Here is a 17,772-nt window from a genome sequence, read left to right on the forward strand (position 1 = left end):
TGAAAGCGTCACGTGCCCGTTCCTGGTTTTCTTACGCATCCTGTCCCGAGCCGCGGGCATGTAACGCCATCTGCCTCGCTTCGTCCCTACTCTGAAGCTCAGCTTCATGCGATCTCGCACCCTTCGCGCCGGCATCGTCGGCGTCCTGAGGGTCGTCCGCCGCGGCACGACCGCCCCGGGTGATCCCACCGTTCCTTTGATCGTTCCAAGGGTCACGCGGTAGCGTCGCCGGGTGCGTGCCATCCGTCGTTTCACCGTCCGTCCCGTCCTGCCTCCCGCGCTCGCCGCGCTGAGTGACCTCGCCGGCAACCTGCGGTGGTCCTGGCACCCGGAGACGCAGGACGTCTTCGCCGCCGTCGACCCCGACGTGTGGGAGTCGACCGGGCGCGATCCGGTCCGGCTGCTCGGCGCGGTCGGCCGCGCGCGGCTCGACGAGCTCGCCGCCGACGAGGCGTTCCTGGCCCAGCTCGGGGCAGCGCACGAGGACCTGGGCCGCTATCTCAGCGGAGACCGGTGGTACCAGCGCCGGCTCGCAGCTGGCGTCGACGGCCCGGCCGCGATCGGCTACTTCTCGCCGGAGTTCGGCGTCGCCGCGGTGCTGCCGCAGTACTCCGGTGGTCTCGGCATCCTGGCCGGCGACCACCTGAAGGCCGCGAGCGACCTCGGCGTACCGATCATCGGCGTCGGCCTGCTCTACAAGCACGGCTACTTCAAGCAGGCGTTCTCCCGGGAGGGCTGGCAGCAGGAGACCTACCCCGTCCTCGACCCCGACGGCCTGCCGATCTCCCTGCTGCGCGAGGAGAACGGCGAGCGCGCGATGATCAGCATCGCGCTGCCCGACGGCCCCGAGCTGCTGGCCCGGATCTGGGTCGCGAACGTCGGCCGGGTCCCCCTGCTGATGCTCGACACCGACGTCGAGGGCAACCCCGACCACTACCGCCAGGTCACCGACCGGCTGTACGGCGGCACCAGCGAGCACCGCCTGCGCCAGGAGCTGCTGCTCGGCGTCGGCGGGGTCCGGGCGCTGCGCGTCTTCTCCCGCATCACCGGTCACGCGGCCCCCGAGGTGTTCCACACCAACGAGGGCCACGCCGGCTTCCTCGGCCTCGAGCGAATCCGCGAGCTGACCGTGGCCGAGGACGGTCCGAAGCTCGACTTCGACACCGCGCTCGAGGTCGGCCGCGCGTCGACGGTGTTCACCACGCACACGCCGGTCCCGGCCGGCATCGACCGCTTCTCGCGCACGCTCGTCGAGCAGTACTTCAGCGACGCGGGTGCCACCCCCGGCGTGCCGATCGACCGCATCCTGCCGCTCGGCACCGAGGACTACGAGGGCGGCGACCCGTCGGTCTTCAACATGGCGGTGATGGGCTTCCGCCTGGCCCAGCGCGCCAACGGCGTCTCCCAGCTGCACGGCCACGTCAGCCGTGAGATGTTCCAGGGCCTGTGGCCGGCGTTCGACGAGGCCGAGGTGCCGATCGGCTCGATCACCAACGGCGTGCACGCCCCGACCTGGGTAGCCCGCGAGGTCTTCGAGCTGGCCGCCACTCAGGGCGCGGACCCCGACTCCGACGACGCCGAGGGGTTCTGGGCGGCCGTCGACAAGGTCTCCGGCGCCGACATCTGGGCGACCAAGCGGGTGCTGCGCGAGCGGCTCGTCATCGACGCGCGCAAGCGGCTGGCCCGCTCGTGCGAGAAGCGCGGCGCCGCCAAGGCCGAGCTCGGCTGGATCGAGACCGCGCTCGACCCCGACGTGCTGACGATCGGCTTCGCGCGGCGCGCGGCGTCGTACAAGCGGCTCACGCTGATGCTGCGCGACCCGGAGCGACTCAAGCGCCTGCTGCTCGACCCCGAGCGGCCGATCCAGCTGATCATGGCCGGCAAGGCGCACCCCGCGGACGACGGCGGCAAGAAGCTCATCCAGGCGATCGTCCGGCTCGCCGACGACCCCGAGCTGCGGCACCGCGTGGCGTACCTGCCCAACTACGACATCGCGATGGCGCAGCCGCTCTACCCGGGCTGCGACGTCTGGCTCAACAATCCGCTGCGCCCTTACGAGGCCTGCGGCACGTCCGGCATGAAGGCCGCCCTGAACGGTGGGCTCAACCTCTCGATCCTCGACGGCTGGTGGGACGAGTGGTACGACGGCGACAACGGCTGGGCGATCCCGTCCGCTGACGGTGTCATCGACGCCGACCACCGCGACGACCTCGAGGCCAACGCGCTCTACGACCTGATCGAGAACGAGGTCGCCCCGCGCTTCTACGACGTGGACGGCGAGGGTGTGCCGACCCGCTGGATCGAGATGACCCGGCACACGCTGAAGTCGCTCGGCCCGAAGGTGCTCGCCACCCGGATGGTCAGCGACTACGTGCGCCAGCTCTACACCCCGGCCGCGACCACCGCTCGTCGCCTCAACTCCGACTACGCGGGGGCCGTCGAGCTCGCCGCGTGGAAGAAGAAGGTCCGCGCGGGCTGGACCGGCGTACACGTGGAGCACGTCGAGAGCAGCGGGGTCGGCGACGCTCCCGAGGTCGGCGACACCATGAGCGTCCGGGCTTTCGTCGCACTCGGCGACCTCGCACCGGCTGACGTCGACGTGCAGCTGGTGCACGGCCGGAGCACGGGGGAGGACGAGCTGGTCGACACCTCGGTCGAGTCCCTGGTGCTGGCCGAGTCCTACGAGGCCGGTCGGCACCGCTTCGACGGCGACGTCGTGCTCGACCACTCCGGCTCGTTCGGCTACACCGTGCGGATCATCCCGCGCAACGACCTGCTCACCTCACCCGCGGAGCTCGGGGTCGTCGCCCTGCCCTGACTCGGCGGATAAGACCTCGCGCAGGACGACGACCGTACGGCGGCCGAGGGCGATCCGGTCGCCGGCCTTGACGTGCGTGCCGATGGGCAGCCGGAAGTCCGTGGACAGGACGACCTCGCCGGTCTGGACCCAGTCGTTCTCGGGCAGCGAGATCGGCACGGGCAGCCAGTTGGCGTTGAACCAGAGCACGAACGACTTGTCGACCTGCTGCTCGCCGTGCTTGCCCGGCGCCCGCAACGGTGCTCCGGAGACGAACATGCCGACGGTGCGCAGCTCGGGGTCGTGCCAGTCGGCGTCGGTCATCTCGCGCCCCGAGGGGTGCAGCCAGGCGAGGTCCTTGGGTCCGCCGCGGATGGTCGGCCGGCCCTCGAACCAGTGCCGCTGCCGCAGTGCCGGGTGCTCCCGGCGCAGCCGCAGCGCGGTCTTGGTGATCTCGTAGACGTCGAGCCAGGCATCGTCGACGCTCCAGTCGACCCACGAGATCTCGTTGTCCTGGCAGTAGGCGTTGTTGTTGCCGCGCTGCGTGCGTCCGCGCTCGTCGCCGGCGGTGATCATCGGGACGCCGTTGGACAGGCACAGCGTCGCCATGATGTTGGCCGTCTGCCGGCGTCGTACGGCGAGCAGCGCGTCGTCGTCGGTCTCGCCCTCGTGCCCCATGTTCCAGGACCGGTTGTTGTCCGTGCCGTCCCGGTTGTCCTCGCCGTTGGCCTCGTTGTGCTTGTGCTCGTAGGTCACGAGGTCGCGCGCGGTGAAGCCGTCGTGGGCGGTCACGAAGTTGATCGAGTTGTACGCCGAGCGCCCGTCGTCGGCGTACAGGTCGGACGAGCCGGCGAGCCGGGTGGCGACGGTGCTGTTGCCGGAGGCGTGGTCGCGCCAGAAGTCGCGGATCACGTCGCGGTACTGGTCGTTCCACTCCACCCACGGCGGGGGCATCCGGCCGACGAGGTAGCCGTCCATCGACGCGTCCCAGGGCTCGGCGATCAGCTTCACGTGCCGCAGCACCGGGTCCTGGCCGATCGCGATCAGCAGCCGGCAGTTCATGTCGATGTCGTAGCCGGTGCGCGTCAGCGCCGACATCAGGTCGAAGCGGAAGCCGTCGACGTGCATCTCGGTGACCCAGTAGCGCAGGGAGTCGAGGATCAACCGCAGCGCCAGGGGGTCGTTGGAGTCGACCGTGTTGCCGCAGCCGGTGACGTCCCAGTAGGTGTCGTCGAAGGTCTGGGCCCCGGTCGCCGGGTCGACGCTCGGCTTGACCCGCTTGTAGAAGCCCCGGTCGTCGAGCCCGCGGAAGGAGATCGTCGGTCCGAGCGCGCCGCCCTCGGCGGTGTGGTTGTAGACGACGTCGAGGATCACCTCGATGCCGGCGGCGTGCAGCGACTTCACCATCTGCTTGAACTCGTGGACCTGCTGCCCGCGGTCGCCGGACGAGCTGTAGCCGGCGTCGGGGGAGAAGTAGCTGATCGTGTTGTAGCCCCAGTAGTTGACCGTTCCGCGGTCGAGCAGTGCCGGCTCGGAGAAGAACTGGTGCACCGGCAGCAGCTCGACGGCGGTGACACCGAGGTCGCGGAGGTACTCGACGACTGCCGGGCTGCCGAGGCCGGCGTACGTCCCGCGCTGCTCCTCGGGCACCCGGTCGTGCAGCTTGGTGAACCCCTTGACGTGCAGCTCGTAGACGACGGTGTCGCGCCACCGGCGCCGCATCGGGACGTCGCCCTCCCAGTCGAAGGACGGGTCGACGACGACGCTGCGCGCGGTGTACGGCGCGGAGTCCTGCTCGTCCGCCTTCGTCGGGTCGGCCATCTGGTAGCCGAAGAGCGGAGGCTCGGGCCGGATCGTGCCCGACGTGGCGAGCGCGTACGGGTCGAGCAGCAGCTTGTGCGGGTTGAACCGCAGGCCCTCGGCGGGCGCCCACGGGCCGTCGACCCGGAAGCCGTACCGGGTGCCCGGAGCGAGGTCGGGCAGTGCGCCGTGCCAGATGCCCAGGGACCGCTCGGTGAGCTGGTAGCGGGTCTCGAAGTCGTCCTCGTCGAAGACGCAGACCCAGCACTCGGTCGCGTTGGGGGAGTAGACCGCGAAGTTCGTCGACTCCGGCGACCAGGTGGCGCCCAACGGCCAGTTGCGTCCCGGCCACACCCGCGATCGCTGTCCGAGATGCGTCCAGATGCCAGGGGTCACGAAGGGCATTCTTGCCGATGCTGGCAGCATGCCGGGCAGGAGTCCCTAGACGAGAGGTGGCAACGATGGGCGAGTTCGTGCGACTGGAGGTGGCCGACGGCGTCGGCACGATCCGGCTGGACCGACCGAAGATGAACGCGCTCAACGTGCAGGTGCAGGAGGAGATCCGCGCCGCGGCCGTCGAGGCGACCGAGCGCGACGACGTCAAGGCGGTCGTCGTGTACGGCGGCGAGCGGGTCTTCGCCGCCGGCGCCGACATCAAGGAGATGGCCGACATGTCCTACACGGACATGGTCAAGCGCTCCGGCCCCCTGCAGTCGGCCCTCGGCGCGGTCGCGCGGATCCCGAAGCCGGTCGTCGCCGCAGTCACCGGATACGCGCTCGGGGGCGGCTGCGAGCTCGCGCTCTGCGCCGACATCCGGATCGCGGCCGACAACGCGACCCTCGGCCAGCCCGAGATCCTGCTCGGCATCATTCCCGGCGCCGGCGGCACGCAGCGGCTGACCCGACTGGTCGGCCCGAGCAAGGCCAAGGACCTCATCTTCACCGGCCGGTTCGTGAAGGCCGACGAGGCGCTCGCGATCGGTCTGGTCGACAAGGTGGTGCCGGCCGAGTCCGTGTACGACGAGGCGCTCGCCTGGGCGAAGCAGTTCAGCGGCGCCGCGTCGTACGCCATCCGAGCCGCCAAGGAGAGCATCGACCGGGGCTCCGAGGTGGACCTCGAGACCGGGCTGGAGATCGAGCGTCAGCAGTTCGCCGCGCTCTTCGCGACCGAGGACCGCACGATCGGGATGGCGTCGTTCATCGAGAGCGGTCCGGGCAAGGCGTCATTCGTCGGACGCTGACCAGCCACCTGAACTTCGCACAAGATACTAGAAAGTGCCGCCTCGGCCGCCGAGGTAGAGCTCGGCTACACGTGCCAGATCTCGGGATCGTTCCCGCAATCGCTGGACTCGACGTGGCGGTCACGGCCGCTCCGGCGGTCCTTCGTTTGCGCCCGCCCGGGGTGGGGGATGGTTCGGCGGCGAGGACCGTGATACCTCTGTGTCCGGCAGTGCGAAGGATCAGGTGAGGGACAGGTGAGGACGGACGTGGCCGATCGTAAGCAGGGTGGCGCTGCCGCCCTCCGCACCCGCCTGGCGCAGGTGATCTGGCTTGCGGCGGTCGTGTGCGCGCTGTTCCTGGCGGTCGGTGCGCTGCTGATCGCGCTCGACGCCAACCAGGACAACGCTCTGGTCAAGCTCGTCCTCGACGTGGCCGACGCCGTTGACCTCGACGTCTTCTCGCGCGACAACGGCATCTTCACCTTCGACGGTAAGGACGCCGCGACCAAGAGCGCGTTGGCCAACTGGGGGCTGGGCGCGATCGCCTACCTGGTCGTCGGTCGGATCGTCGAGCGGATCGTCCGCCCCTGACGTCGTGTCCGGACCGTGTCAGCGGTGCTGTGACGTATCCGACCCTGGGACGAGTTTCGGCCCGTCGTACGCGACGGTAGCCTCACGACCACATCCCGACCGCATCAGGAGGGGCCGTCCCGGCCACACCACCATGAACATTGTCGTCTGTGTGAAGTACGTTCCCGACGCCACTGCCGATCGGCAGTTCGAGCCGGACAACACCGTGGACCGCGTCGGCGTCGACGGTCTGCTGTCGGAGCTCGACGAGTACGGCGTCGAGCAGTCGCTGCAGATCAAGGAGAAAGCGGCTGCTGGCGACGACCCCGTTGAAAGCACGGTGACTGCGCTCTGCGTCGGTCCGGAGAAGGCGCTGGACGCCGTCCGCAAGGCGCTCCAGATGGGCGCCGACAAGGGCGTCCACGTGATCGACGACGCCATCGCCGGCTCTGACGCCGTCGCCACCTCGCTGGTGCTCGCCAAGGCGATCGAGAAGCTCGGCGCCGAGACCCCGGTCGACCTCGTCGTCGGTGGCCTCGCGTCGACCGACGCCGGCATGAGCGTCGTCCCGGCGATGCTCGCCGAGCGCCTCGGCCTGCCGCAGGTCACGCTTGCCTCGGTCGTCGAGTTCCAGGGTGACCAGGTCCGCATCAAGCGCGACGGCGACACCGCCACCGAGGTCATCGGCGGCACCATGCCGCTGGTCCTCTCGGTCACCGATCAGTCCGGTGAGGCCCGCTACCCGTCCTTCAAGGGGATCATGGCGGCCAAGAAGAAGCCCCTCGAGACCTGGTCGCTCAGCGACCTGGGTGTCGACGCGAGCGAGGTCGGCGCGGGTGCCGCGTGGACTGAGGTCATCGACACCACGGCCCGCCCGCCGCGCACCGCCGGCGAGATCGTCAAGGACGAGGACGGCACGGGCGCCAAGGCGCTGACCGAGTTCCTCGCGTCCAAGAAGTTCATCTGAGGAGCGTCTGATGTCTGAAGTTCTGGTACTCGTCGACCACGTCGACGGCGCAGTCAAGAAGCCGACGTACGAGCTCCTCACGATCGCCAAGCGGCTCGGTGAGCCCTCGGCCGTCTTCATCGGTCCGGCCGACCAGGGCGCCGAGGTCGCCGAGAAGGCCAAGAAGTACGGCGCCGAGAAGGTCTACGTCATCGACGACGCGCAGCTGAAGGGCTACCTCGTCGCACCCAAGGCCGAGGCGCTGCAGCAGCTCGCCGAGAAGTCGGCGCCGGCCGCGATCCTGATCCCGTCCTCCGCCGAGGGCAAGGAGATCGCCGGGCGTCTGGCGATCAAGCTCGAGTCGGGCCTGATCACCGACGCCGTCGACGTGCAGGAGGGCCCGGTCACCACGCAGAGCGTGTTCGCCGGCAACTTCACCGTCCAGGCGAAGGTCACCAAGGGCACGCCGATCATCACGGTCAAGCCCAACTCCGCCGCTCCGGAGGAGACGGACGGTGCCGGCGCGGTCGAGGAGTTCGCCCCGACCATCTCCGACGCCGCCAAGACCGCGCAGATCGTGGCCTCGCAGCCGCGGCAGGCGACCGGTCGCCCCGAGCTCACCGAGGCCGCGATCGTGGTCTCCGGTGGTCGTGGCACCGCCGGCAACTTCGAGCCGATCGAGGCCCTCGCGGATGCGCTCGGCGCGGCCGTCGGCGCCTCGCGTGCCGCCGTCGACTCGGGCTGGATGCCGCACAGCTTCCAGGTCGGCCAGACCGGCAAGACCGTCTCGCCGCAGCTGTACGTCGCCAACGGCATCTCCGGTGCGATCCAGCACCGTGCCGGCATGCAGACCTCGAAGACCATCGTGGCCGTCAACAAGGACGAAGAGGCCCCGATGTTCGAGCTCGTTGACTTCGGCGTGGTGGGCGACCTGCACACGGTCCTGCCCGCCGTCACCGAGGAGATCAACAAGCGCAAGGGCTGATCGCGGGACGTCATACGAATCGTGGCCCGGAGGGCTCGATTCGTATGACGTCCGCGGAGACCACCGTCGAGCTCAACCCGTCCCGCCGTACCCCTCGTCCTCGATGACCCCCACTTGGGTCACCTCCACGGTCCGCTGGTCGCCCTTGCCGCCGAGCCGGATCTTGCGCAGCGCCCGGTTGTTGGTGGTCGACGCCTCGACGAGGTTGCCGTCCGGGTTGGCGGCCACGGCGATGAAGTAGACGCCGTTCGCGAGCTTGTCGACCCGGAAGGACTGGCCGGCGCGGAGCTGGGTGTACGTGTCGCCCCAGCCGGCCGCGAGGACCTCGCGGATGCTCAGCGAGGTGTGGTCGCCGCAGGAGGTCGCGAGATCGGTGTTCTCCGGCTTCCACTCGGCGCTGGGGACCGTGAGGTCGACGGCATCGGTGTTCGCGAGGCAGAACGCCTCCTTCTTGGAGACGGTCGCCTCGGTCTTGTCCCGGCGCAGCAGCGTATAGCGGGCGAAGTCCTCGAAGTGCCAGTGCTGGTGCGACGGCTTCGCGTCCCAGTGCAGGTGGCCGACGTCCTGGTAGCCGGTCTGGTTGCCCGCGGCATCGAAGAAGTACTGGTAGGCATCCATCAGGTCCTTGCCGCCCCGGCGGAAGCCGTCGACGACCAGCGGGCTGTCGCCGGCGTTCCACACCGTGGCCGAGAACCGCAGGTAGCGCTTGTTCTTGCTCAGCGAGATCCCCCACGCAGGCAGCGAGCGCAGGTCGGGCCTCGGTCCGTCCGCGCGGTGCTGCGGCCCGGTCGGCCCCGTCGTCGCCGCCCGCTCGGCGTGCGGGCCGTCCGGCGTGGGCTCCTCCTCGACCGCTTCGTCCGACTCGACCACCAGCTTGATCGTGCGGGTCGACTGGGCAGGCGTCAGCCCGAAGAGCGCGGCGTACCGGGGTGCCACCTGCACGCGCACCCGGTAGGTGCCCTCGTCGACGCGCAGCGGCTTGTCGCTGGCGAGCAGCGTCGTGGCCCACCCGGCCTCGACGCCCTGCACAGAACCCAGGCTGAACGGGTTGTTCCAGCAGCCCGAGGGGTACGGCGACGTCGCCGCCGCCGTCGGCCGGACGCGCTCCGACCAGCCGTTGAAGCAGGCGTTGCGCGCGACCTTCACGGCCTTGCCGTGCTCGGGCTTGACCGAGATCCGGAGGAAGTCGTCCAACCCCGAGAAGTCCGACATCGCACCCGCCGGCAGGGCGATGTCGCCGGTCGAGGACCGCCACACGGTCCGGATCTTCTCGCCGTACGACGAACGGGTCGACCACAGCTCGAAGGGCTCGCCCTGGGCGATCACCTTCAGTCCGAGGTCGGTCCAGGCGCGGTGCCGGTAGCTGTACGTCGTGACCGTCTTGGGCGCCCAGAGGGTGAAGGGAGCAGGGGACGCGGCCCTCGGCCGCTCACCGGTCCTCGTCGTGGCGTCGGCACCGGTGGTGGACACGACGCCCAGCGTCGAGGCGAGCGCGACGACGGAGGCGATCGCGAGGGTGCGGAACTGGGTGCGGAGCAACGTGGGACCTTCCGTCGGCGACCTGGTGACAGTACGACGCGGCGCGGGTCCGAAGAGTTGCCTGACGGGCAAGACAGGTGGGTGTCCGGCCGATCGCGGAACTACGCTCGGGGCATGACTTCGCAAGACGACGTGGTCGCCGTTGCCGAGCGCGCCCGGGCCGCCAGCCTCGGCCTCGCGCTGGCGACGCGCGCCCAGAAGGACGCCGCGCTGCACGCGATGGCCGAGTCCCTCCTGACGCACGAGACCGAGATCCTGGCGGCCAACGCCGAGGACGTCGCGCGCGCCGAGGCGGCAGGCACCCCGACCAACATCGTCGACCGGCTCCGGCTCACCCCGGAGCGCCTGGCCGGGATGGCTGACGGGCTGCGCGACGTGGCCGGCCTGCCGGACCCGGTGGGTGAGGTGGTCCGCGGCAGCACGCTCGCCAACGGGCTCGAGCTGCGCCAGGTACGCGTGCCCTTCGGCGTCGTCGGGATGATCTATGAGGCCCGGCCCAACGTGACGGCCGACGCCGCCGGCATCTGCCTGAAGTCCGGCAACGCCGTACTCCTCCGGGGCAGCTCGAGCGCGCGCTCCAGCAACGCCGCGATCGTCGAGGCGCTCCGCTCGGCCGTCGAGAGTGCCGGCCTGGAGCCGGACGTCGTCCAGCTCGTTCCCGGCGACAGCCACGACAGCGTCAAGGCGCTGATGCGCGCCCGCGGCCACGTCGACGTGCTGATCCCGCGCGGGGGAGCGGAGCTGATCCGCTCCGTGGTCGAGGAGTCCACCGTGCCCGTCATCGAGACCGGCGTCGGCAACTGCCACGTGTACGTCGACCGCGCGGCCGATCTCGATCAGGCACTCGCGATCGTGCTCAATGCCAAGACCCACCGCACCAGCGTGTGCAACGCCGCCGAGTCGCTGCTGGTGCACGCCGACATCGCCGACGAGTTCCTGCCGCGGGTCGTGACCGCGCTCCAGAACGCAGGGGTCACGGTGCACGGCGACCCGGCGTTCGCGGCGTACGACGGGGTCGTGGCGGCCACCGACGAGGACTACGCGACGGAGTACCTCTCGCTCGACATCTCCGCCGCCGTCGTACCCGACCTGGATGCGGCGATCGCCCACATCCGGCGCTACTCCAGCCAGCACACCGAGGCCATCCTCACCCAGGACCTGGCCGCGGCCCGCCGCTTCACCGCCGCCGTGGACTCCGCGGCGGTCCTGGTCAACGCGTCGACCCGCTTCACCGACGGCGGGGAGTTCGGCTTCGGCGCCGAGATCGGGATCAGCACCCAGAAGCTGCACGCGCGCGGCCCGATGGGGCTGCCCGAGATGACGTCCACCAAGTACGTCGTCACCGGCGACGGACACGTCCGCTGAGCCCGGTAGGGTGTCGACCATGACCGCGCTCCTGACCGTGCTGCACACCGAGAACCCCAACGTGCCGAACCACTGGCTCATCGGTGGGGTGACCCTGGCGATCCTGATGGCGCTGCTCCTGGCGCTCCTCGCCTTCGGTGCGGGACGAGAGCACAGCTGACGACCGGGCTCGTGCCGGGCGCCCGCCGGGTCGGGGTCATGGGCGGCACCTTCGACCCGATCCACCACGGTCACCTCGTGGCCGCCTCCGAGGTGCAGGCGTGGTTCGACCTCGACGAGGTCATCTTCGTGCCGACCGGTGACCCGTGGCAGAAGTCGGACCGCGACGTCTCCCCGGCCGAGGACCGCTACCTGATGACCGTCATCGCGACGGCCGCCAACCCTCGCTTCAACGTCTCCCGGGTCGACATCGACCGGCAGGGGCCGACCTACACCATCGACACGCTGAAGGACCTCACGGCGAAGCACCCCGACGCCGAGCTGTACTTCATCACCGGCGCCGACGCGCTGGCCGACATCTTCACCTGGCGCGATGCCGAGGAGCTCTTCTCGCTCGCCCAGTTCGTCGGCTGCACCCGGCCCGGCTACACGATGCCCGAAGCCACGCTCGGCGGCATCCCCGCCGAGCGGGTCACGATGGTCGAGATCCCCGCCTTGGCGATCTCGTCGACCAACTGCCGCGAGCGCACCCGTCGCGGCGAGCCGGTCTGGTACCTCGTGCCCGACGGCGTCGTCCAGTACATCGCCAAGCACCACCTGTACCCGCAGGAATCCACAGAGGACCAGCAGTGACTGCAACAGACCATGCCATCGAGCTCGTCCAGGCCGCCGCGCGCGCCGCGTCGGACAAGCTCGCCTCCAACATCATCGCCTTCGACGTCAGCGAGCAGCTGGCCATCAGCGACGCGTTCGTGCTCGCCTCGGCCAGCAACGATCGCCAGGTGAAGTCGATCGTGGACGAGATCGAGGACAAGCTCCGCGAGATCGGCGCCAAGCCGCTGCGCCGCGAGGGCGAGCGCGACGGGCGCTGGGTGCTCATCGACTACGGCGAGATCGTCGTGCACGTGCAGCACGAGGAGGAGCGCCAGTTCTACGCCCTCGAGCGGCTCTGGCGCGACTGCCCGTCGATCGCGCTGCCCGCCGACGTCGTCTCCCATGAGCGCTGAGTCTGTTCCTGCCCGGCGTCTCCTGCTCCTCCGGCACGGCCAGACCGCCTGGAACGCCGCCCGGCGGGTCCAGGGCCAGCTCGACGCCGAGCTCGACGACACCGGCCACCGGCAGGCGGCCGAGGCCGCCGTCGTCGTCGCCGCGATGGCGCCGGCCGCGCTGTGGTCCTCCGACAGCGTGCGCGCCCGCCAGACCGCGGCGTACGTCGCCAAGGAGAGCGGCCTCGACCCGACGTACGACGCCCGGCTGCGTGAGTACTATCTCGCGGATCGCCAGGGGCTGACCCACGACGAGTTCGCGGCGATCGCCCCCGAGGAGTTCGCCGCCTTCCGACGCGGGGACTTCGACGTGGTGCCCGGCGGCGAGACCGCCGCGGAGGTCGCCGGCCGGATGGCCGCGGCGCTCCAGGAGCTGCTCGCCACCATCCTGCCGGGAGAGCTCGCGGTGGCCGTCTCCCACGGGGCCGCGATCCGCGACGCCGTACCCGTCCTGCTCGGTTGGCCGGTCACCCGGCGCGCCGTCCTGCACGGCCTCGACAACTGCGCCTGGGTCGAGCTCGACCAGGCCGAGCCGGAGGGGTCGCTGCGGATGAAGGCCTACAACCGGGTGACCACCGCCTGACGGACCCCGATTTCACTTCGGGCCGGACGGTTGGCTAGTATTCCGCGAGTTGTCACCCGCTCGTTCGGGGTAGCAATGGGGCTGTGGCGCAGCTGGTAGCGCACCTGCATGGCATGCAGGGGGTCAGGGGTTCGAATCCCCTCAGCTCCACCGAAGGTGCAGGTCAGGGCCATGTTCTGGATCCTCAACAGAGGAGAAGGACATGGCCCGGCGCCATTTAAGCGGCACTTTTCGTACGAGAGGTCGCGCCCGCGACCTGACCTGGGGGTGCTCCCTCGGGCGCTCTGCCCCTACTTCGGGGGATCTTGCGCACCTTCGGTGCATGGAGCACACCACTGATTCTGTGTCCTCGGTCACGTCTTCCGGGAGCGTTGTCCTTGCCGGCGGGTTCGAGCCGGTGCTCTCCCTGCGGGAGCTGGCCGAGCAGCTCGACGTCAGCGTGCAGGCGCTCTACGACCTGCGCAGCCAGGGTCGCGGACCGGTCGGCTTCCGGGTCGGTCGATGCCTGCGCTTCCGACGGTCCGAGGTCGACGCCTGGCTGACGCGTCTGGAGCACGAGGACGCCGTACGGCAGGGCCAGGAGCAGCCATGACCCGGGGACGTCCCCGGACAGCCATCGGCACCTACGGTGCGGTGGCCGTGAGGCGCCGGGGCGGCCGGTACGTCGCGGAGACGCGTTTCCGGGACATGGACGGACGGCTGCGGAAGGTCAAGGCGACCAGCGGTTCGCGGACCGGCGCCAGCGCCCTGTTGAAGAGCCGGCTGAAGGACCGGCAGGGCTACGGCTCTGGGGGTGTGCTCGACCTGGCCAGCCCGTTCCCGGATCTGTGCGACCTCTGGCTGGCCGATCTGGACCTCCGCGAGATCTCGGAGGGGACCAAGGACGGCTACCGTGACGACCTGCGCCTGCACGTCCGCCCATTCTTCGAGAACTACACCCTCGGCGAGATCACCACAGGCAGGGTCGAGCACTTCCTCAAGGCCGAACGCGCCGTGTCCTACTCGCGCGCGAAGCACTCGAGGACGGTGCTGAACCAGCTGTTCACCTTCGCGCTGCGCCATGACGCCATCGGACGCAACCCGGTCGAGGGGACCTCGCAGCTCGCCAAGCCGAAGGTCCAGGTGCAGGCGATGGCCCTGGTGCAGGTGCAGGCGATCCGGGTCGCCGCCGCCACATGGCGGACCGGCCCGGGCGTCAAGGGTCCGAAGCCCGACGGCCAGGTCCGCGACGCGCTCGAGGTCCTGCTCGGTACCTCGGTAAGGCCCGGCGAGGCACTCGCGTTCCGGCCGTGCGACATCACCGACGGCCCGAATGGCATGGCCGCCTGGGTTCGGGGCACGGTCGTCTATCGAGAGGGTCGAGGGACCTTCCGTCAAGACCACCCCAAGACCGATGCTTCGGTCCGCCAGATCGCAGTTCCCGAGTTCGCAGCCAAGGTGATCCGGCGGCGGCTGGCGAAGATGGGGCCAGATCAGGCCGAGTGCACGATCTTCCACAATCGCAACGGTGGTCCGCTGAGCCAGCACAACTTCCGCCGCACGTTCCGGGCCTTCTTGGAGCTCGCGGGGTTGGAGGACTCGGGCATCACTCCGCGTTGGTACCGCCGGACCGGTGCCACGGTGATCGCGCGCGGCATCAGTGTCGATGCGGCCGCGACCCACTTGGGCCACACCTCGAAGGCGATCACGGAGAGCCACTACATCGAGCCCGACACCACGATCGACTTCGCGCCCGCGAAGGTCCTCGAGCTCACCCTCCGGCCGACAGATCCCGATGGTGCGCTGCTCGCCGCCCCCGAGAGTGAGGATGAGGAACTCGTCCTCGACGACTTGGTGGGTGGGGACGAGGAGGACGATCGCCCGGATGCGGCCTGACTCGCACAGGCGGTAGCGAGCCGGCAACACCGTCGCTAAAGACGTGGTCCTTCGCGTTCGGCCACACCCTGTGTCGGGCGATAGACGAGTGCAGCGTGAAGGTCTGCGCGGCTTCGTCCGGGAGTCGCTCGCTGGACTTCGCCGGCAGACGGGCGCAGTTGGTCGCGAACGGTACGCACGACGGCGGCGTCGGCCGCGTGGGCGACTGGGATGAATCGCTCTCGTAGCGGGTGGACGAGCTGTTGGGTGGTGTCGACGACGCGGGGGAGGGTGACTCGCTGGAGGAGTGTGGCGTGCGTGACTCCTTCCTCGATGATGTCGGCGATCCGCGTGTCGACGCGGTTGAAGACTGTTTGGAAGCCATCGAGGACGCGGGGTTCGATCACCGTGCCCGGGGCGACGGACTTGAGGCGGCCGAGCACGTTCGCGGCTTCGGCTGCGGCGATGTTGCCCTTGCCCAGCCGGCCGCCGAGGTTGCGTAGTTGTTGCTGGACGAGCGCGTACGTCGTGGCACGGGCTTGCCACTGACTTGCGAGTCGCGGATCGACCCGCTCGGCGTACGGATGCAGGTGGCTCGAGAGAAGGCGTTGGGAGTCGACGATGAGCCGGAGGTTCATCGCGGTCGGGATCGACTTGAGTCGCACGAGGAGGTTGTGCTCGGCCTGGAGAACTCCGAGGATTCCGGGCTTGGGAGCTCCTCGGATGGGCTTGATTCGTGGCCGCCACCCGGCCTGGTCCACGGTGTAGTCGGGTTGGTCCAGGCTCATGTCGAGCCCAGTGGCCAGGGCAGTCCATCCGAGGCGCCCAGGGTCGGCAAGGTGCTCCCATCCCGGGATGCTCCGGTACCGCTGGTCGAGCACGACTAGGGCCTGTGCAATTGCTGCGACGTCGCCCGCGAGTGCTTGGGCCTGAGGCGTCGTCAGCCGGTGGGCGAGTTCGCCGCTCGTGTCGTGCTCGGCCAGGGCGGCGGCACGCGCGGCCTGACGCCAGAGCTCGACCACCGGGTTGTCGCTGGGAGTCGTGAGCAGGCCGATCGTGGCAAGTGGGGCCGAAGAGTGTCGGCGAGTGTGCTCCAATGCCCGGACGAGCTCTGCGGTGGCGCCGTCCTCCGTGTCGGGCCGGAACGGATCGGCGCGCCTCGAGGGCACGTTGCTGAACGTGATGGTCTGAACGGTTTGCAAGGTCCGAGAGCACCAGGTGATGACGGTCTGTCGGTATTGCTGGATCTGCTGGCCGAGCTCTTCGCGCTCGGTCGGAGAGGCAAGACCGTCAGGGGCCCACCGGCTGGGGCCGCCGAGCCGCTGCGCGATCCGGTACTGGCGGAGAAGCGCAGCCAACTGCGTTCGCATCAGCTCACCGGTCTCGCCGTACATCACGCACCGTGCCTCAAGGTGTCGTCCGTCAGCTGCGGTCCAGCGCGCGTGCATCCTCGAGCTTGGCGAGGACGAGTTCGACATCGAGCGCGTCGATGCCGTAGTTGGTGAGCTCTTCGATGGCGGTCAGCGCGCCGGCGTAGAGGGCGGCCCGGTCCTCTGTGAGTCCGTCCGCGTCGAGCGCTGGTGACTCGTCGCCGTGGATGCGGTCGAGGTCCAACAGGGCGCGCTCGTACGCCGACGAGGCTTCGACGGACTGGGCTCCATCGGCGAGAGGTGCCAGATGGGAGCGAGCCTGCGCGAGCGTGCGCAGATGGGGGAGTTCCATGCTTGGCTCCTTTCGAGGTCTTGGATGTGCTTCGAGGCTAGTGAAGATCTGGCAGTCCCAGGAGGCTCCGACCACCTGGGCTCCTGTGGACGAGACACACGGGAACCGTCCGTCTGGTCAGCAGTCGGTTCAGGTGGGGGCCGCGTGACATAGGCCTGCTTCGGCCTCCCGGCGTTCGTCGACGTCGGCTCGGACGAAGGACTCGAAGTCGGCTGCACGGTCTCGGATCTCGATCTCACCAGCGGTTCCGGTGCTCTCTGTGGCCGGTTCGCCGGGCCACGGTGTCTGCCGGGTAGGCCGGTCGCGGTCGAGGCGGGTGCCGCAGATCGCGACCCAGTCCCGGAGACGGTGGCGCGCATCGGCGAAGTCCCGCATCCACCCGATCGGTGCGGAGGGCGAGGCGGTCTCGTCGTAGCAGTTGAGGAAGTGGGTGTGCAGGGCGGACAGCTCCCACACGAGCTCGTCGTGGCGGTGCCAGAACGGCGGGACGATTGTCGGGGGTAGCCCGAAGGTGGTCTTGAGCCACCTCACCCACATGTCGAGGTCGCGCCACTCGCTCTCTGCCTCGTCGGCGCGGAGCAGGTTCCAGTTGATTGGCGGGGGCGGTGGCTCAAGGAGACCTGGGACGCCCCCGTACCCATCACCGGGCTCGACTTCGAACTGCTCCATGTCGCCGGCCGATCAGAGGGCGACTGCCGGGGGAGGGGCGGAAGCGAACGCCGGCTCAGGTGCTGTCCGGTGTTCCCGCTGCACGACGTAGTGGGTCTTGTTCGCGTTGTGTCCGATCTTGCGGGCTACGAACTCTTCTTTGATCACGGTGCCGTCGCGATTGTCGACCGGGTACTCGTGGACGTAGCCGCTCGCAACAAAGGAGTCGTCGAGGCGGAATCGGGCGTAGATCTCCCGAGCCGCGTTCTCGAACGCGACCATGTCGTGGAAGGTCGGGTCGAGCTTCGTGAAACTGCCGTCGACCTCTTTGCGCCACTGCTCGACGCCGACGCGCAGGCGGCAACACTCGGCACCCTCGTTGGTGAAGTGCAGTTCGGGCGACGAGGCGACGAAGCCGACGAGGCTCAACTGAGTGGGGATCGACATCATGCCTCCTGCTCGAGCGGCGCCCCGGTGAGGGCCGCTAGTGTCCTGCACGGAAAATGCGGTTCGTTAGTCGTAGGCTGGGGGTATGGCT

The 17,772-nt window shown here is 69.5% G+C and carries 18 protein-coding genes and 1 tRNA gene; 13 read left to right on the top strand and 6 right to left on the bottom strand.

The genetic code is table 11. From position 1 onward, the window contains the following. Window positions 1-232 precede the first annotated feature (232 nt). Window positions 233-2,818 carry an alpha-glucan family phosphorylase gene (gene glgP, locus ABEA33_RS26210; protein WP_345530091.1) on the top strand — a complete coding sequence of 862 codons (2,586 nt, stop codon included), beginning with the start codon at window positions 233-235 and terminating at the stop codon, window positions 2,816-2,818. On the opposite strand, the gene glgX is transcribed toward glgP, so the two are convergent. After that, the gene (gene glgX, locus ABEA33_RS26215; protein ID WP_345530092.1) at window positions 2,783-4,993 is read right to left on the bottom strand and encodes a glycogen debranching protein GlgX; all 2,211 of its coding nucleotides are present in this window, start codon (window positions 4,991-4,993) and stop codon (window positions 2,783-2,785) included. The two genes, glgP and glgX, sit on opposite strands and share 36 nt — an antisense overlap. Before the next feature lie 65 nt (window positions 4,994-5,058). Between glgX and ABEA33_RS26220 the strand changes: the two genes are divergently transcribed. The 4 genes from ABEA33_RS26220 to ABEA33_RS26235 all read left to right on the top strand — a co-directional run bounded on the left by ABEA33_RS26220 (window position 5,059) and on the right by ABEA33_RS26235 (window position 8,318). Then, window positions 5,059-5,838 (top strand): enoyl-CoA hydratase/isomerase family protein, encoded by a 780-nt coding sequence (locus ABEA33_RS26220; protein ID WP_345530093.1) that lies wholly within the window; start codon window positions 5,059-5,061, stop codon window positions 5,836-5,838. Window positions 5,839-6,084: 246 nt separating this feature from the next. Further along, window positions 6,085-6,408 (top strand): hypothetical protein, encoded by a 324-nt coding sequence (locus ABEA33_RS26225; RefSeq protein ID WP_345530094.1) that lies wholly within the window; start codon window positions 6,085-6,087, stop codon window positions 6,406-6,408. A gap of 151 nt (window positions 6,409-6,559) precedes the next feature. After that, the gene (locus ABEA33_RS26230; protein ID WP_345530095.1) at window positions 6,560-7,354 is read left to right on the top strand and encodes an electron transfer flavoprotein subunit beta/FixA family protein; all 795 of its coding nucleotides are present in this window, start codon (window positions 6,560-6,562) and stop codon (window positions 7,352-7,354) included. 10 nt (window positions 7,355-7,364) lie between these two features. Continuing rightward, window positions 7,365-8,318, top strand: a complete 954-nt coding sequence (locus tag ABEA33_RS26235) for an electron transfer flavoprotein subunit alpha/FixB family protein (protein ID WP_345530096.1) — start codon at window positions 7,365-7,367, stop codon at window positions 8,316-8,318. Window positions 8,319-8,390: 72 nt separating this feature from the next. Here ABEA33_RS26235 and ABEA33_RS26240 read toward each other — a convergent pair whose 3' ends face one another. After that, on the bottom strand, window positions 8,391-9,857 hold the full coding sequence (locus ABEA33_RS26240) for a lysyl oxidase family protein (protein WP_345530097.1): 1,467 nt from the start codon (window positions 9,855-9,857) through the stop codon (window positions 8,391-8,393). Between the two features lie 114 nt (window positions 9,858-9,971). Here ABEA33_RS26240 and ABEA33_RS26245 point away from each other — a divergent pair, with 114 nt between their 5' ends. The 8 genes from ABEA33_RS26245 (at window position 9,972) to ABEA33_RS26280 (ending at window position 14,885) form a co-directional block, all read left to right on the top strand. After that, window positions 9,972-11,222: a glutamate-5-semialdehyde dehydrogenase gene (locus tag ABEA33_RS26245; RefSeq protein ID WP_345530098.1), complete on the top strand. Its 1,251-nt coding sequence runs from the start codon at window positions 9,972-9,974 to the stop codon at window positions 11,220-11,222. Between the two features lie 19 nt (window positions 11,223-11,241). Next, entirely contained in the window at window positions 11,242-11,382 is a 141-nt protein-coding gene (locus ABEA33_RS26250) for a hypothetical protein (protein WP_345530099.1), read from the top strand. A gap of 11 nt (window positions 11,383-11,393) precedes the next feature. After that, complete coding sequence (gene nadD / locus ABEA33_RS26255; protein WP_345530100.1) at window positions 11,394-12,014, top strand: nicotinate-nucleotide adenylyltransferase; 621 nt, start codon at window positions 11,394-11,396, stop codon at window positions 12,012-12,014. Continuing rightward, window positions 12,011-12,388, top strand: a complete 378-nt coding sequence (rsfS, locus tag ABEA33_RS26260) for a ribosome silencing factor (RefSeq protein ID WP_345530101.1) — start codon at window positions 12,011-12,013, stop codon at window positions 12,386-12,388. The genes nadD and rsfS overlap by 4 nt, the downstream gene beginning before the upstream one ends. Then, window positions 12,378-13,010: a histidine phosphatase family protein gene (locus ABEA33_RS26265; protein WP_345530102.1), complete on the top strand. Its 633-nt coding sequence runs from the start codon at window positions 12,378-12,380 to the stop codon at window positions 13,008-13,010. Before rsfS ends, ABEA33_RS26265 begins: the two co-directional genes overlap by 11 nt. A gap of 77 nt (window positions 13,011-13,087) precedes the next feature. After that, window positions 13,088-13,160: transfer RNA gene (locus ABEA33_RS26270), tRNA-Ala, on the top strand. Between the two features lie 172 nt (window positions 13,161-13,332). Then, complete coding sequence (locus ABEA33_RS26275; protein WP_345530103.1) at window positions 13,333-13,602, top strand: helix-turn-helix transcriptional regulator; 270 nt, start codon at window positions 13,333-13,335, stop codon at window positions 13,600-13,602. Further along, a complete protein-coding gene (locus tag ABEA33_RS26280) occupies window positions 13,599-14,885 on the top strand; it encodes a tyrosine-type recombinase/integrase (RefSeq protein WP_345530104.1) in 1,287 nt (428 codons plus the stop codon). The genes ABEA33_RS26275 and ABEA33_RS26280 overlap by 4 nt, the downstream gene beginning before the upstream one ends. A 35-nt stretch (window positions 14,886-14,920) precedes the next feature. Here ABEA33_RS26280 and ABEA33_RS26285 read toward each other — a convergent pair whose 3' ends face one another. From ABEA33_RS26285 to ABEA33_RS26300, 4 genes are all read right to left on the bottom strand, one after another. Beyond that, window positions 14,921-16,261, bottom strand: coding sequence for a hypothetical protein (locus tag ABEA33_RS26285; protein ID WP_345530105.1), 1,341 nt, complete (start codon window positions 16,259-16,261; stop codon window positions 14,921-14,923). Window positions 16,262-16,286: 25 nt separating this feature from the next. Continuing rightward, window positions 16,287-16,586, bottom strand: a complete 300-nt coding sequence (locus tag ABEA33_RS26290) for a hypothetical protein (RefSeq protein WP_345530107.1) — start codon at window positions 16,584-16,586, stop codon at window positions 16,287-16,289. Window positions 16,587-16,715: 129 nt separating this feature from the next. Further along, window positions 16,716-17,255: a hypothetical protein gene (locus tag ABEA33_RS26295; protein WP_345530108.1), complete on the bottom strand. Its 540-nt coding sequence runs from the start codon at window positions 17,253-17,255 to the stop codon at window positions 16,716-16,718. A gap of 12 nt (window positions 17,256-17,267) precedes the next feature. Then, window positions 17,268-17,681 carry a single-stranded DNA-binding protein gene (locus tag ABEA33_RS26300; RefSeq protein WP_345530109.1) on the bottom strand — a complete coding sequence of 138 codons (414 nt, stop codon included), beginning with the start codon at window positions 17,679-17,681 and terminating at the stop codon, window positions 17,268-17,270. Window positions 17,682-17,772: the final 91 nt, after the last annotated feature.

The organism is Nocardioides endophyticus (assembly GCF_039543845.1).
GTDB lineage: Bacteria > Actinomycetota > Actinomycetes > Propionibacteriales > Nocardioidaceae > Nocardioides > Nocardioides endophyticus.